General features: G+C 60.8%; 13 protein-coding genes. 5 read left to right on the forward strand and 8 right to left on the reverse strand.

What is annotated here, in order from left to right; translation table 11 throughout:
- A partial coding sequence (locus AC5Y7V_RS30850; protein WP_499883747.1) for a type 2 periplasmic-binding domain-containing protein occupies positions 1-434 on the reverse strand: 434 nt, incomplete at its 3' end.
- Positions 431-1,792, reverse strand: coding sequence for a dibenzothiophene-sulfone monooxygenase DszA (dszA, locus tag AC5Y7V_RS30855; protein WP_064914151.1), 1,362 nt, complete (start codon positions 1,790-1,792; stop codon positions 431-433). The genes AC5Y7V_RS30850 and dszA, both read right to left, overlap by 4 nt.
- Positions 1,793-2,197: 405 nt before the next feature.
- On the opposite strand from dszA, the gene AC5Y7V_RS30860 reads away from it, so the two are divergent.
- The 3 genes from AC5Y7V_RS30860 (at position 2,198) to AC5Y7V_RS30870 (ending at position 3,566) form a co-directional block, all read left to right on the forward strand.
- The gene (locus AC5Y7V_RS30860; RefSeq protein ID WP_499883748.1) at positions 2,198-2,719 is read left to right on the forward strand and encodes a hypothetical protein; all 522 of its coding nucleotides are present in this window, start codon (positions 2,198-2,200) and stop codon (positions 2,717-2,719) included.
- Positions 2,720-2,926: 207 nt separating this feature from the next.
- Positions 2,927-3,118 carry a hypothetical protein gene (locus AC5Y7V_RS30865; protein WP_499883749.1) on the forward strand — a complete coding sequence of 64 codons (192 nt, stop codon included), beginning with the start codon at positions 2,927-2,929 and terminating at the stop codon, positions 3,116-3,118.
- Positions 3,119-3,206: 88 nt separating this feature from the next.
- Positions 3,207-3,566 (forward strand): hypothetical protein, encoded by a 360-nt coding sequence (locus tag AC5Y7V_RS30870; protein WP_499883750.1) that lies wholly within the window; start codon positions 3,207-3,209, stop codon positions 3,564-3,566.
- A 953-nt stretch (positions 3,567-4,519) separates the two neighbouring features.
- Here the strand turns inward: AC5Y7V_RS30870 and AC5Y7V_RS30875 are convergent.
- Positions 4,520-7,531 (reverse strand): hypothetical protein, encoded by a 3,012-nt coding sequence (locus tag AC5Y7V_RS30875; protein WP_293016920.1) that lies wholly within the window; start codon positions 7,529-7,531, stop codon positions 4,520-4,522.
- Positions 7,532-7,672: 141 nt separating this feature from the next.
- Between AC5Y7V_RS30875 and AC5Y7V_RS30880 the strand changes: the two genes are divergently transcribed.
- Positions 7,673-8,527: a hypothetical protein gene (locus AC5Y7V_RS30880; RefSeq protein ID WP_141245005.1), complete on the forward strand. Its 855-nt coding sequence runs from the start codon at positions 7,673-7,675 to the stop codon at positions 8,525-8,527.
- Positions 8,528-8,654: 127 nt separating this feature from the next.
- Here AC5Y7V_RS30880 and AC5Y7V_RS30885 read toward each other — a convergent pair whose 3' ends face one another.
- The 3 genes from AC5Y7V_RS30885 to AC5Y7V_RS30895 all read right to left on the reverse strand — a co-directional run bounded on the left by AC5Y7V_RS30885 (position 8,655) and on the right by AC5Y7V_RS30895 (position 10,677).
- The gene (locus tag AC5Y7V_RS30885; RefSeq protein ID WP_141245006.1) at positions 8,655-8,852 is read right to left on the reverse strand and encodes a hypothetical protein; all 198 of its coding nucleotides are present in this window, start codon (positions 8,850-8,852) and stop codon (positions 8,655-8,657) included.
- A gap of 156 nt (positions 8,853-9,008) precedes the next feature.
- Positions 9,009-9,575 carry a hypothetical protein gene (locus AC5Y7V_RS30890; RefSeq protein WP_141245007.1) on the reverse strand — a complete coding sequence of 189 codons (567 nt, stop codon included), beginning with the start codon at positions 9,573-9,575 and terminating at the stop codon, positions 9,009-9,011.
- 400 nt (positions 9,576-9,975) lie between these two features.
- Positions 9,976-10,677, reverse strand: a complete 702-nt coding sequence (locus AC5Y7V_RS30895; protein WP_225330661.1) for a TetR/AcrR family transcriptional regulator — start codon at positions 10,675-10,677, stop codon at positions 9,976-9,978.
- Between the two features lie 121 nt (positions 10,678-10,798).
- Between AC5Y7V_RS30895 and AC5Y7V_RS30900 the strand changes: the two genes are divergently transcribed.
- A complete protein-coding gene (locus AC5Y7V_RS30900; RefSeq protein ID WP_293023727.1) occupies positions 10,799-11,944 on the forward strand; it encodes an acyl-CoA dehydrogenase family protein in 1,146 nt (381 codons plus the stop codon).
- A 365-nt stretch (positions 11,945-12,309) separates the two neighbouring features.
- Here the strand turns inward: AC5Y7V_RS30900 and AC5Y7V_RS30905 are convergent, their stop codons facing one another.
- Complete coding sequence (locus AC5Y7V_RS30905; protein WP_225330136.1) at positions 12,310-13,227, reverse strand: alpha/beta hydrolase; 918 nt, start codon at positions 13,225-13,227, stop codon at positions 12,310-12,312.
- A 10-nt stretch (positions 13,228-13,237) separates the two neighbouring features.
- The coding region (locus AC5Y7V_RS30910) for an aldehyde dehydrogenase family protein (protein WP_499883751.1) at positions 13,238-14,204 on the reverse strand (967 nt) is incomplete at its 5' end.

The following is a 14,204-nucleotide window of genomic DNA, read 5'->3' on the forward strand; positions in this document are numbered from 1 at the left end:
TCCCAGGTACCCAGCGCGATCAGTGTTTGCCGCCACGGGTCCAAGTGCCGATAATCGCCCAACTCGCCGGTGAGGATGCGGATCGCTGCACCCGACACACCCACCCGCCGGCCCCGCAGCTGCTCCGGTGATGTCACCGGGCTGTCAACACGGACATAGATCCCTTGCCGACCGGCCAGAGGGGTGATGCCTAGCAGGCGGGTGCGTCCCGGCGCCCGCAGGCCCTCACTGATAAGAGGTGGAATTTCGCCACCAAAGCGGGTGTAAGCGGGATGATCGTAGGTGAAATGCAACCCTGCTTGCGCGCCGCTGAGCACATTCAGCGAAATCCCGTTGCCGGCCAACAGGTTTGACTCCAGCGCTGTCAGTAGTGCATTGGGAACCGGGCAGTTGCTGTAGGCAAGAACGTCATGATCAACATCGGTGGTGGTCATCGGATGCTCCCGACTTCAGGGTGAGCCAACCCAAGGTGCTCACGCAGCGTTGTCCCTTCGTACTCGGTACGGAACACACCACGTTGCTGCAGCAGCGGAACCACCTGGTCGACGAACTCCTCGTAAATACCCGGCAGATACGCCGGCGAAATGATGAATCCGTCAGCGGCCCCGGCCTCAAAGTGACTAATCAATTGATCAGCGATCTGTTCGGCAGTTCCGGCCCACTGCGGCACAAACCCGACGTTGGTGCCGTATCGGCGGCCCAGTTCGGCCAGCGTCAGGTCCGCACCGCCACCGGCCACGGCGGAAAACATCTGCAACATGGTCGGCACGTGACGATCCCCGAGATCGGCGACGATGTCGGAAAACTTCGTATCCAGCGGATACTTGGAGAGATTCAAGCCGCTGTGGCTGGATAGCGTCGACAAACCCACTTCGGGATGCACCAGCGAATTGAGATATTCCAGACGTTCCCGGGCCACCTGCTCTGTCTCACCGAGCACCGGCATCACCGCGGTGAATACCTTTGTTTGCTCCGGGTCACGCCCCGCGGCCGCAACGTGAGCTTTGATGTCCTGATAGACCGCGCGCATGATGTCGAGGTTGGGCGAGACGCTGAATACCGCTTCAGCCCAGCGCCCCGCGAAGCGACGCCCCCGCGGCGACAAGCCGGCCTGCAAGATGACCGGTTCACCCTGACGGGACCGTGGAACCTGCAACGGGCCACGGACCGACAACCAGCGGCCGCGATGATTGACGTATTGAACCTTCTTGGGATCAGCGAACCGACCGCCAACCTTGTCCAACAACAAGGCATCCTCGGACCAAGAACTCCATAGCTTCTTGACGGCCTCCAAGAATTCGTCAGCCCGGTCGTATCGGATGTCATGCTCAAGGTGCTCATCCACACCGAAGTTGCGTGCCTCGGAGTCGTTCAGCGACGTGACCACATTCCACGAGATCCGGCCATCAGACAGATTGTCGAGCGTGGCAAACACCCGAGCCACATGATAGGGCGGGTAGTAGGTCGTCGAAACCGTAGCGCCCAGACCTAATCGCTGGGTCACCGCAGCCATCGTCGCTATCACGCTGGTCGGCTCCAGCGCCACCGCGCCCTGGCCACCCAGACCGACCCCCGTCTCCAAATTATCGCCATAGCTATCTTCGATGGCCAGGCCATCGGGAAGAAACAACAGATCAAACTTGCCCCGCTCCAGGGTCCGCGCAATCTGCTTGTAGAACTCGCCAGTCAGAAAACCGTTCGTCGCACCGACATGGCGCCACGCGCCATGCGCATGAGTGACGTTGCCGGCCGAGAAAAACCCGGCTAAATGTAGTTGGCGTTGTTCAGCCATAATCAGCAGTGCCTCCGTGGGGATCAGTTACCGGAGACCAATGCTCGGCTACTGCAACCGACCCCAACAGAGTTAGGAGCCCGATGATTCAAAGGGGCACCCAACACGCCACTTCCTCCCGACGACCCACCCGACCTTCGCCGATTCTCGCCCCCGGACGAGTGCCGTCAAAGCGCCACCTGTGAGCAAGATCACCAACCGGCGGGGTGTGCACCTCCGCCCGGCTTCGACACCCTGACGGCCACCGCGGCGGTATCGATGTAAAAATCAATGAAGCGGATGGCTACCGCGCGGAACTCGCACCTCGCTAGCACGCACCGTTACCAGCTATTACGGCTTTTATTTAGGCCGTTTGTCAAGCTGCAATAACTGCCGATATGGCGGCGTGCGTGCTACGCTCGCGCCATGGTCAAAACCAGCCCGAACCGCATGCGATCGGTCACCGAGGCCCGTGGCGGCCTCAACGCGCTACTTGCCGACGCCGAAGACGGCATCACGACACACATTGTCAAGAACTCGAAAATTGTTGCCCACCTTGTTCCTTCGAACGCGCTGATACTGGACGGAGCGGTCGATCTACTGGACCAGATGCTCACGCGCCTGGCCCTGGATGCCGCAGCAGATTCGGCTCGGTGGTTCGCGAACGGCAGACTGGCGAGCGCGGGTGATTTCATGGGCGAGCTGCTGGCGTGGACCTGGTCGACGGACCAGCACGTCTTTTGCTACACCTTGGCGCAGTACCACCGAGCGCTTGAGCGGCATGTCGGCCAGGAAATCACCCGCGAGCAGCTTGTACCAGGTCTTGAAGCCGCCCTGGCGGTAGCGATGAGCCACAGCGAAATCCGCGATGTGCGGTCTTTTTTGAACGAACAGCCCTATTGGTCTGACTACTACCCGAAGGCCAACGGGCAACTGAGGCCCCAGTGAGCGCCAAAACGTCACAGTGACGCAAATCGACCAACCATGGGAGTCCGACCGACCGGCAGGAAAATCATCATGAAGATCTAGTAGTTCAGCGGCGTCGGCGAGGCGCAGCGCATCCAGCGAGTCGCCGACCACCCGGCCTGCCCGCGCGGCCCGCTCAACGCCGGGTCGTATCACCAACTGCCTGAAAAGCACCACGAAGGAATGGTGATGAAAGTTGAACAGGTCAGCGAGGACTTCTGGCGGGTGACGGAAGGGAACAAATCGTGGACCGCCAAGACCGTCGCCAACTTCGGCCTGAGGTACTGGGTTATAGACAACAGCCGAGGAACAAGACTCGATCCCGGCGGCCCAACTGGCCGCCGGGTCATCGCGGCGATCCGCAATGCGACGCCAATCTGACCTTCTTTGAACGGCGCCACACTTCCCGTTCCGTGTAACCAACGTGGTGGAACAGCACATCTAGAAGTTGATCAAGGAGAATCCAATGATGACCGAGCACGAGACTGACGAAGAGAACGAGGTTCTCGACGACCCCCGGCCGGCCGGTCCTACCGGACTGCACCGATTGGACACCGTCGCGGAGCTCACGGGGTTCCCTGATGGGACGGTGGTGATCTGGCATTCATGGAACGGTCTGCGGTACGAACGTCAGGCCGGCGTGCTCGACACCGCCTGGGGCGGGGAACGCAAGGTCAGGCCGGTCACGATTCACATCGTTGAGTTCGACACTGATCTTGACGAACTTGAACCGCCGCTATGGGTGCTGACCTTCGAGGATTCGCGCGAAGCGTCCGATGGGCAACAGGTAGGTAGCACGCTGTGGCCTGCCAACCCCGAAATCCGTTGAACCAGAACTTCCGTCATGAGTACCTCGACGACGCCAATATCGCTCCGCGCCGTCATCGGGGGCCGTAGTAATGCCGCCACCACTGGGCGTATGCCTGAGCCTGTTTAGCCTGCTCGTCCAGTTTGTTTCGCGCGCTCCAATTGTGTGCAAGGGCAACCCAATTCATGATCAGGATGGATAGGAAACTCCACCATCCGAGCGTGAGGTTATGGGCCTGGGCTCTACGGATTGCCGCCCTGCACTGCTCGTGCGTTCCCGTGATGACTTGCCGCTGATTGACGAACATAATCAGTGCACCAGTGTGTGTCATCGTGGTGACCTGAAAGACGGGTACGGCAGGCGGCGGTTGGGGAGTTTGCGTGTGCGGCCCAGCCGCCCCAATCTGTGCCGGGTCGGCCTGCCACTGCTGCGGTTCTGACATCGAAATCTCCTGCGGCTTTGACCGTTTAGCCACGCGCCGATGTGCAGAGGATGCCGTGCGCTATACGCACGAGGGAGCCGGCCCGCGCGGGATCGACGCCATTTTGGGCTGCGATCGTATCGGTTGCACCCTGAGTGCCATGTCCGGTCATGAGCAGCTGGCACCCGTAGAGCCCGGCCTGATTAGCTCCCCCAATTCGCATGGGGCAATCATAAGCGCACTTCAGACAGTCGAAGACGCGTTCTCGACACACCGCAAAAGCTGCCGTTCTTCGCCAGCGCCAGCGTCCATACTGTTCGAGGTCTCGTCTTCGACGACCCGTGATGCTCGCATTCGTCCGAAGGTGGCAGTAGGTGGGGGTGGCCACGAACCCGGCTGATCACTAGCAGTCATGAAAGCGTGCCGCATCAACTGATAGGGCATGTCGGACCATGCATGGACACGATGGACTTACGACGCCTCGACCGATGGATCAAACTGGTCTGTGGGGTCGCCGCAGTGCATCCACTGCTATGCAACTGGGCTGCATTCATCATGAGATTGCCCTTCGTACGCGGTAGCTAGGATCGGCTCGCAAGATTTGCGTTAGCTCGTCAATCCCCACCGAACCGTCGCGACTCCGTGCGGCCAGTGACTCAGCGACCGCGATGCGGACATCCGTGTCAACATCGCGAGCCAGCGATTCGGTGGCCTCGAAATCCATCTGCTCGGTTGCCGCTGGAAGCACCGTCGCCGCGAGTAGTCGTATCTCGCGATCGTTGCTTAATGCCATAGTGCGCCAAGGTAATTCAATCGCAAAACCCCGTTGGTTCAGGATGTAGCACGCCCGAGCGAAGGCTAGTGCGTCTTGACTTTCTCCGGTCCGCATGAGCAATTGCGCTGCATGCCAGACGAGACGTCGACGTTGACCGTCGGCCGCCAACTTCGCCAGTGTCAGAGTAACTTGACGACGAAGGGCTCCTGGCACACGTTCGATGTGCACGGGCGCGAACGGATCGGCAAAGCGTTGTTCCCATTGATCAAACTCGCTCACAGGTTCATCTGAACCAACTGCCAGCCGAAATAGTCTGTCAAACAAATCATCTCGCGCGTGAGTTGGGAGTGTATCGGAGAGGGGAATACAGGCTTGCGCGAAGCGGGAGCGATTACGCTCACTGTCATTCTCGTCCAGGGCGTGATCAAAAAAGTGCCGGGCTAATGCGATCTGACGATCAGCAGGCAGGCACGTCGCGATCGTAGCTATGTCTGTCTTCCCTGCTATCTGTGACACGTGGCCAGCGCCGTATGTCGGCGGAGCCGCAAGTTCTCGCGCTACCAATGACTCGGCTGCCTCGATGACTTCGTTGGAGTGGTTCCCGAGGCGCACCAACACCTCCGTGGCGTTACGTACTCTCGCAATTCCCTCGATCTCGTACGGTCCAACCAAGGTCTGCAAGCGTCCCTCAATTAGTCGCAGTACTGGTTCCAAGGTGTCGAAGTGACGGATGAGCTCGGCAGCGATGTCGTCAGCGACCTCAAACGCCAACGCCACGCGCTCTGCAACCTGCTCGCGCTTGTCAGGGTGCCCCGCACAAAGACCAACGAGGATGCCAGCGATTTGATCGTCGGCATGCGTGTACTGGTATCGCTCCCGCGGAAGGAGTCCGTCGATGTCCGAAAAAATTTGATCCACAAGCCCATTAGGCAATCTTGCGGCAAGCCCAGCCAGCAACTTGTACGCCTCAAGCCATACATCCGCACCGAAGGGTCGGCCATCGTGTTGAACGGCTTCGGCTAATGCTGACGTAGCCCAGTCGCTCACCAAATCGTCTGGAATAAGGTCGGCTTGGCCCGCCGCGGCGCCGAAGGCTGCTGCACGGCTCTGGAATTGAAGTGCTCGCGTTGCGCTGCGGCAGTCGAAGTAGGTGGCAAGCTTCGCTGCGGTTTCGCGGCAGTCGCGGGCGCTACCGGCGATGATGTAATGGCCTACTGCGCCGTCGAGGTGCCCAGATTGTTGGTACATCCGCCCCATCAGGAGGTGCGCGTTGATCTCGTCTACCAGGCGAGCGGATGCGACGCTATCGCGCAGGTAACGTCGTAGTTCGGCGCGCGCGGCACGAGGACGCTTTTTTCCGATGACGGCTTCCAATAGGTCTTGCATCGCTGCGGCTTCCGGATCATAAGCCTGGACGCGGAGCGCACCATGCCCAGACCCGCTGATGGCTCGGCTCTGCTGCCGCAGACTTTGCATTTCGGTGATATTCACGACGCTCGCACGCGAGTGCACCGTGATTATCGAGCGGCACCAGGCAGCGGCGTCATCCCAGACTCGTGCTCGGCACCCGCGCTCGATCCCGAATCGGAACTCGGCAGCAGCTGCCGTCGACTGGTCTTGCCAGAACAGATAGCGCCCTCGCCGTGCGTGAATCAGCGCAGAGTCCGCGAGCGAGCAGCGGCCTGATCCGGGTGCTGCGTCACTGAGCAACTCGGCCCATAGCTCCTGATCGTTCGTAGCCTCGGCGACAACCAGATGCAACCTAACCCTCAGATCGTGCTCCGAGCACGAGTCTGCAATTTGTCGCAGCGGCTCGCTGACGTCGGCAATCAGTTGCAGTTCACCGAGCGCGAGAGCGCCTTCAGCCGCAATACAGGCCCACAGTGCTCCTGCCGGGTCGCCGGCTTCCGATGCCGCGATTGCGGCCGCGACTGCGACATCAGACGCTATATCTCCTCTGATCCAATTCGCCAGTGCCGAAACAGCACTCGCGCGGGGATTCAGCCACGCCGGGGCGCCTTCTCTTTGCGCAAGTGCACCAAACGCGGACACTGCCGAATCGACTCCGGTACCAGCGCCGGCGACTAAGTAGCCTTCAACGTACGGGAGCCACTCACTGTCAGCGGCGGTGAACTCACTGGCGTCGGTGAGCAGTTGCGCACGGCGGATGTGCAGCGGCTCGGCTAGAGGGCCGTATCCGGCACGTTCCAACTCGCTGATTACTTCAGCGAGGATCCCCGCCGCGGCCGTCGGCTCCGACGTCGCAAGCTCCTCGGCCATGAGCTGCCGGCTCGTCAGCCCTAGAGCTTCTATCGGTCCCGTGAGAAGGATGTCGGGATCGATCTCGCTACCCGTCTGAGTCGATTGCTCGATTGACTGCATCACGCGTTCAAACTGAGCATTAATGCTCTCATCGAGCCGCCGCAACCGGTAGTAGAGACCGCCGAAAGCCTCTTGTAGACCGAGAGATTCCGGGTACTCAGTCATGAGCGCCTGGGCGATGGCGAGCGAGTCGTTCGATGGTGCGGACTGGAGCACCGTACCCGCGATCATCGCCGACAACGCGTTGACGGCTTGATCATCTTGGTCCATAAGGAGGCCTTCGGCATCCTCGTCCTTCAGCAGTGTCATCAGACGCCGACGCTGCTTCCAACTGAGAACGGGTGCGTCGGGAATTTCCTTCAGCTTGATCTTCAGCTTTTTGACCAGCCGTTCGCGCACGGTCTGTTCGCCAATCATCTTCTTGACAGCCGGTGCGACGACCTTGAAAGACGAGGACAGATTGCTCACGCCCAAATCGTGGCATGGCCGCTCTTTCACAGCAGACACACCCCTTCGACAGTTTCGGCGGCAGGTTCGCGCGCCGAGACGACAAACTGCCAGACGGCTGAATCGACGACGAGCACACCCCGAAGCCGTACCGTTGCTTCCGTGGTTCAAGCGTGCGTGTTCTGCGGTGACGACGTTGACTCCCAAGGGGAACATGTTCACCCCCAGTGGTTGCTGGGACTCTGGGACGGCACGGGTCCATTCACTGCGAAAATCGATGGCAAACAACGCCTTAACAAGACGGGCGATCTGGTACACAGCGCGAAAATGTGGCGGGTGATGCTCCCCTGTTGCAAGAACTGCAACGGCGATCTCAACAGATTGTTCGAGCAACCCGCGACGAACCCCATGAGACGTCTGATCCGCGACATGCAGCCACTCGAGGATCAGGTCACAATCTCGAACGTCGCACGTTGGGCGATCAAAACACTAGCGCTAATGGCCCATCCCGACGCGAACCACAATGCGCTCCCATCTGGCCCAGAGGGGGGACCGCACGGTCCTTGGAAGCCCTACCCTCGTGGGGTTCTCGATTCGATCAAAGTTGGTGGCGTTCCGACCGATACGTCGCTGTGGTTCGCGGTTACCGACTCCGATATGCCAGGGCTGCCGGACCCAGCTTTCGACGAAGTCCTTCTGCGCCACACCAGTCGATCCGATGGGCTGGGAGGACGCGGCGGGGCGAGGACTACGGGATTCCGACTGGCAGATGGTCGCATGGCGGTGTTTCAGCTTGCCTATCACCCGTTTCACGACTTTGAGCATCGCTTCGAGCGCGACGGGCTCGTAACTCGGCTGTGGCCGGATCCACCGTCGCGCCTGGATGTCCGGAACCATCCAGTCCTCGATCACGGGACTCGACTTGCGCAGTATTTCATCGAAGACGGCTTCTCCCACGAGTTGACGTGGGAGGAACGGTCCCACGGCAGCGGACCACCGTGGAATCAGTGGTGCTAGGTTCGGACCGACCGCAGGATCGTCAGCCTCCACAGACAGCGAAATTGACCCCGCGCAACTCTTACTTGACTGAGCGTTGTGCTTGACGTTCACCCTGAGGGTTCTTGGTCGCACCACTCAAGACTTGTCACATGTATTCCGTACGATCGATTCTTCCCGCAGCGAATTCGATGAGTCGCAGCACGGATTCGCGACTGGGCAGATCACCTTCGATCAAGGAACTGACAATCGCCTCGAATGCCGCCCGCCGAGATGTGGCTGATAAATCACTGCTACAAAACAGTTCTGCTAGGTCGTCGGGTTCAACATTGGTGTCGCCGCGCATACACGTAGCCTATGCCCGTTTCGGCATGAGTCAGCCGCTCTAAGCGGGGCCTCAGCCCGGCGATCGCTCGCCCGTACACCGGAACTCGAAGGAGGACCCCGTGCCGCTATGGAACATTTACTGCACCGAAGGCAACCTCGTCCCGGTTTTCCGTCGCTATGACTCCGGCACGCACCTGAGATCCGCTGCGCACATAGCGCACAGCGTTTTCACCCAGAATGGCTGTCGATGCGGGCGGCCGGGTTGGCCGCATCTCTCGCAGGTGATGGCCGATTCACGTTCGGCCGCATCGGTGATTGCGGTGAACCGCTCCCACAGCTCAGTACGCCGCTCGGTGCTGGGCTCACAGTAGTAGCGCAGGGTTCCGAACTTCTCTTTGACTTGGTAGACGACGTAGCCGCCGTCGAGAGCCGCCAGTTGCCGGTCGCAGGCGATGCTGATCGGGTACCAGCCCGCGTCGTGCCGGAACCACCGACCCCAACCGTCCGGGATCCGCCGCAGAATCCGCTCCAAGCACTCTGCATGCACGCCGGCGTCCGGAGGAAGACGCAGGGCGTCTCGGTTGTCGTCGGTCGAAAACAGGCGCCCGAGTGCACCGGCCACGTCGTCGGGTGTCGCCGTGCCCGCGCGTAGCCGCACCGCCATTTCACTAATATCCGACCCAGCTGCCCAGATACGGGCTCGCTGCTGATCGGTGAGATCAGGGAAGTGCTTGTCAGTCATCGCTGATGCTCGCGGGTCGTATCGCTATCTGCCCTCGGCCATTCCGATCGCATACACCAGTATGGAACGCTCACGACGATCCCATGAATCAACAACAGTTTCACGGCGAGGCTGTCGCCTCCATTGTCAGTTCTCGAACACGACGTCATGAGTTGCATTCCCGAACTCTGATGATGACTCGGTTCTCGCCGGATGTCGCGCGATGTTTCTCTCAAGACTGTGCCATTCTTCGCGCGGCACGTCTCGAACACGTTCTCCTGCAGGCTGGTAGCCACCGCGAACACCGATTCGCTGTATCTACGGCACGCATTTCGCTCCCGCAGCGCGCTTGCCCGACGCTGCCCCCGGCTGTGCGTTTTGTCTGTGCGATTCAGCTGCGCGTATCGGCACGGGGCGTCAGTTAGGGCATTGCATTCTGTTGCGCAGGCGTAGAAACACCAGCCGAACTAGTTGCGTCCATGGCGATGCCCGTCTCTGCGAGTCGCTGTTGCAACAGCAACCATGTTTGCGAGACGAGTCGTTCGATGAGTTCGTCCCGCGTCTCTTGCCGATGGTCGAGCCACCATTGGATGGAGGCGTCGATCAGACCATGTATGGCGATGATGAAGCCATCGTCTGCGTACTTATCTTTGTGGAAGCCGGGAAAGTACAGCGCGCCGCCCGCGGCGATCTCTGACGCGAAACCGCTCGGCTCGTTGCCGACGGTGTCATCTGTGCGGGCGTAGCGCCGGCTGGATAGGAATCGGAATAGGTTCGGATGTTCGTCAGCCCAGGTGACGTGGTGCACGATCGGGCCGCGTACGGCCTCCTGTGGCGTTGCACGCTCGCGAATTCCTTCCCGGATTCGTGCTTTGTGTTCGTGGTACAGGGTGAGCGCGATCTCGCGGTCGAGTTCTTCTTTGCTTGCGAAGTGGCGATAGATGTGCGCGCGGTTGAGCCCTGCGCGATCGGCGAAGTCCCCGGTGTTCGCGCCTGGGCCGGCTTCTTCGATAGCGCGGATCCCGGCCGCGATGATGGCGCGGCGACGTTGTTCACCGCGATCGCTGCGACCTGAGGCACGCCGCGCACTGAGGCTGTCCGTCTTTCCTCCCATCGACACCATGCGATCAGCGTATCCGGGTCGCAGCTTGCGCCCGCCAAAGTCTGGGTACACTGTGTACCCATATTGGGAACAGCTTGTACCCAAGGTTCGAAGTCTCTGCTCACTCACCACTAGGAGAAACATGTCCGGCTACCGTCCTACCTGGCTCGACGAAGAACTCGACTCGCTGCGCGAGCTTGCTCGCGCCTTCTGCGAGAAAGAACTAGCGCCCAATGCTGAACGGTTCGTCGAACAGCACCAGGTAGACCGCGATCTCTGGAACAAGGCCGGCGAGTTGGGGCTGTTGTGCATGTCCGTCCCGCAGGAATACGGCGGCGGCGGCGGCACATTCGCTCACGAGGCTGTGCTGTTGGAGGAGCAGAGTCGTGTCGGTGACTCCGCCTGGGGGGCCGGTCTACACAACTGCATCGTTGCCCACTACCTACTGTCGTACGGGACTGAGGCGCAGAAGAAGCAGTGGCTGCCGAAGATGGCCTCCGGCGAGGTCGTCGGCGCCATCGCCATGACTGAACCTGGCACCGGATCGGACTTGCAGAACGTCAAGGCCCGCGCGGTACGTGACGGTGACGAGTACGTGATCAACGGCGCGAAGACGTTCATCACCAACGGCCAGCAAGCCGATCTGGTGATCGTCGTAGTCAAGACCGACGCCAGAAAGAAGGCGTCGGGCATCTCACTGATGTTGGTCGAGGCGGACCGCGGGGGTTTCCGCCGCGGCCAGGCGCTGAACAAGATCGGCCAGAAGGGCCAGGACACGTCGGAACTGTTCTTCGAGGATGTTCGGGTGCCGCTGAGCAACCTGCTTGGTACAGAGGAAGGGCAGGGCTTTATCCAGCTGATGCAGCAATTGCCGCAGGAACGGCTAATGATCGCTGTCACCGGCGTGGCGATGATGGAGGAGGCGCTGGCTCAAACCATCACGTACACCAAGGAGCGCGAGGCGTTCGGCAAGCCGATTTTCGAATTTCAGAACACCAAGTTCACCCTCGCCGAGGCGGCCACCGATACTCACGTCGCTCGGGTTTTCGTTGATAGCTGCATCGAACGACACCTCAAGGGGGAACTGGATATTCAGACCGTTGCGATGGCCAAGTGGTGGGTCACCGAGCGCGCGTCGGAAGTGGCCGATGAGTGTCTGCAACTATTCGGCGGGTACGGCTACATGACCGAGTATCCGATCTCGCGCATGTGGGTCGACGCGCGAGTTCAGAAGATTTACGCCGGCACCAACGAGATCATGAAAGAGATCATCGCTCGCACGCTGTGAGGCAGGCCGACCGGGCCGATTGCATCCGCGCGCATCTATGTAATCGGTCCGCCGGTCGGCACATGCTGGTGGCAGCAAGCGCCGACGCCTGCGCCGGGAACCCATCCGTTCCTACACCGCCGCCGGTACCCCGTGGATCGCTCGTCGCCAGTGAGCCATGGCAATTTGATCGAGGGGTCAGTGCACGCGCAACGACGAAACTGCGGCCGCAGCCTCGTCCTGCCCGCACGCTGCAGCGTGCGTTGTCGTCGAAGCGCTCGGCTCGTTTCTGCGATCGGTGTGCAGGCGCTAACGCACGCGGTGCTCGATGAAGCGGATAGATCGGTGCTGGCGCATTCGGTATCAGATCGTCTTGGTACGCGATCCTATGTGCCTGCGCCGGTGGAGTCCGGCAGGACAAGTGACAAACGCAAGCGCTCTTGGATATTGCTGACGAAGCGTTTTGACACCCGTGCCCAGGGCACGAAGCGGTCGAATCCATGGAATGCGCCGGGAACGACGTCCAGGTCGCAAGGCACCCCGGCTGCGGCTAATCGTGCAGCGTAGGCGATGCCCTCGTCGTGGAAAAGGTCTGCGGTTCCGACGCCCAGCCATGCCGGGGCGACACCGCTGAGAACTGATTGCCGAGCTGGCACTGCTTGATCTCGATCTGCTTGTCCCAGATAGGAATTCCAGCCAAATCGATTCTCGGCACGGCCCCAGAATCGAAAGCTTGTCTCGTCGATGTCGCGCCGGTCGCTGGTGCGATCGTCGAGCATCGGATAGATCAGCATCTGTAGCGCTGGTATTACATCACCGCGGTCGCGGGCTCGCAGTGCTAGGGCCGCCGCCAGCCCTCCGCCGGCACTCGCGCCGGCGATTGCAACTCGTGTCGAGTCCACCCAACGCTCGCCGCTGAGCCAGCGCAGCGCGCGGTGGCAGTCCTCGAGAGGAATCGGGTAGGGATGCTCGGGGGACAGCCGGTAATCGACAGCGGCGATCGGAATGCCCGTCGCTCGCGCGAGGCTGCGGCAGAATCGGTCGTCGAATCGGGCAGTACCGATGACGTATCCACCGCCGTGAATCCACAGTATCGCCGGTGAGGGCGTGACCATGTTTGCCGGTTCGTGTACGCGCACCGTGACGCCGTCGCCGAGTGACACCGCGCGCACCCCGCGTACCGGCACGATATTGGGAACATGGCTCAGTGCGCGTGCGGCTTTCAACCGGCGGGCGGACACACCGCGCCGAGGAAATGCCCGGGCGGCAGTGCGAAGGTCTGGATGAATGTGGTTGGGCGACACGTTATGACCTTCACTGCCAGGCAGATGTGTCGGGGTCTGCGTGAGACCGGCGACGCGGCGGTCGTCCGAGGCGCAGACTCGGTCGCAACGATCGGTGGCCGAACAGCACGACCATCAGTCGTTCAAATATTTGTGATCGGCGCGCTGAATTGGGGAACATCGTGGGTTCGCGTGTGAGTGTGAAGCGGCTGGTGAGAATGGTGTGGGTTTCGCAGTACTTGCGGATGCCTTGTTTGCCGTGGCGACCCCCCAGGCCGGATTGGCGAGCCCCGGCGAACGGGGCTTCCTGGGCGAGGTAGCTCATGATGGCGTCGTTGATCCACGTGTTTCCTGCGGTGAGGCGGCGGGCTAGTCGCTCAGCCTTGGCGATGTCGCGAGTGAAGATGCTCGATCCCAGCCCGTAGGGACTGTCGTTGGCGAGGCGCACAGCTTCTTGTTCGTTGCGTACCTTCATAATTGGCAGCAGCGGCCCGAATGTCTCCTCAGTCATGCAGTCCATCGTGTGGTTTACGTCGACGAGCACGGTGGGTTCGAAGAACCTGCCTGGGCCGGGCAACCGATGACCGCCGGCGACGATGCGAGCTCCTTTATCGAAGGCGTCCGCAACATGGTTCTCGATGACGTCCATTTGGGCGGGGAACGTGATCGCTCCAACATCGACTGATCCATAACCGCCGGGCGGTCCCTGTCGCAGTTTGTCGACCTTGGCGGTGACTTTCGCAACGAACTCGTCGTAGACGGGTTCTTCGACATAGACGCGTTCGATCGCCATACAGATCTGGCCTGAGTTGCGCATGGACCACTCGACAGCCACATTGGCGGCGCGGTCGATATTGGCGTCAGCGAGGACAATCATGGGGTCCTTGCCGCCCAACTCGACCGAGCATGGGATCAATCGTTCTCCGCACCGAGCCGCAATCTGGCGCCCGGTTCGTGTGGACCCGGTGAATTGGATCATGTCGGCGCCGTCGACTAAG

This window comes from Mycobacterium sp. NGS34 (genome assembly GCF_059812845.1).

Coding starts and splice junctions, on each gene's coding strand:
- AC5Y7V_RS30860 (WP_499883748.1), top strand. CDS start 2,198: ATGGTCAAAACCAGCCCGAACCGCATGCGATCGGTCACCGAGGCCCGT.
- AC5Y7V_RS30885 (WP_141245006.1), bottom strand. CDS start 8,852: ATGCGCGGCGACACCAATGTTGAACCCGACGACCTAGCAGAACTGTTT.
- AC5Y7V_RS30895 (WP_225330661.1), bottom strand. CDS start 10,677: ATGGTGTCGATGGGAGGAAAGACGGACAGCCTCAGTGCGCGGCGTGCC.
- AC5Y7V_RS30865 (WP_499883749.1), top strand. CDS start 2,927: ATGAAAGTTGAACAGGTCAGCGAGGACTTCTGGCGGGTGACGGAAGGG.
- dszA (WP_064914151.1), bottom strand. CDS start 1,792: ATGGCTGAACAACGCCAACTACATTTAGCCGGGTTTTTCTCGGCCGGC.
- AC5Y7V_RS30890 (WP_141245007.1), bottom strand. CDS start 9,575: ATGACTGACAAGCACTTCCCTGATCTCACCGATCAGCAGCGAGCCCGT.
- AC5Y7V_RS30870 (WP_499883750.1), top strand. CDS start 3,207: ATGACCGAGCACGAGACTGACGAAGAGAACGAGGTTCTCGACGACCCC.
- AC5Y7V_RS30900 (WP_293023727.1), top strand. CDS start 10,799: ATGTCCGGCTACCGTCCTACCTGGCTCGACGAAGAACTCGACTCGCTG.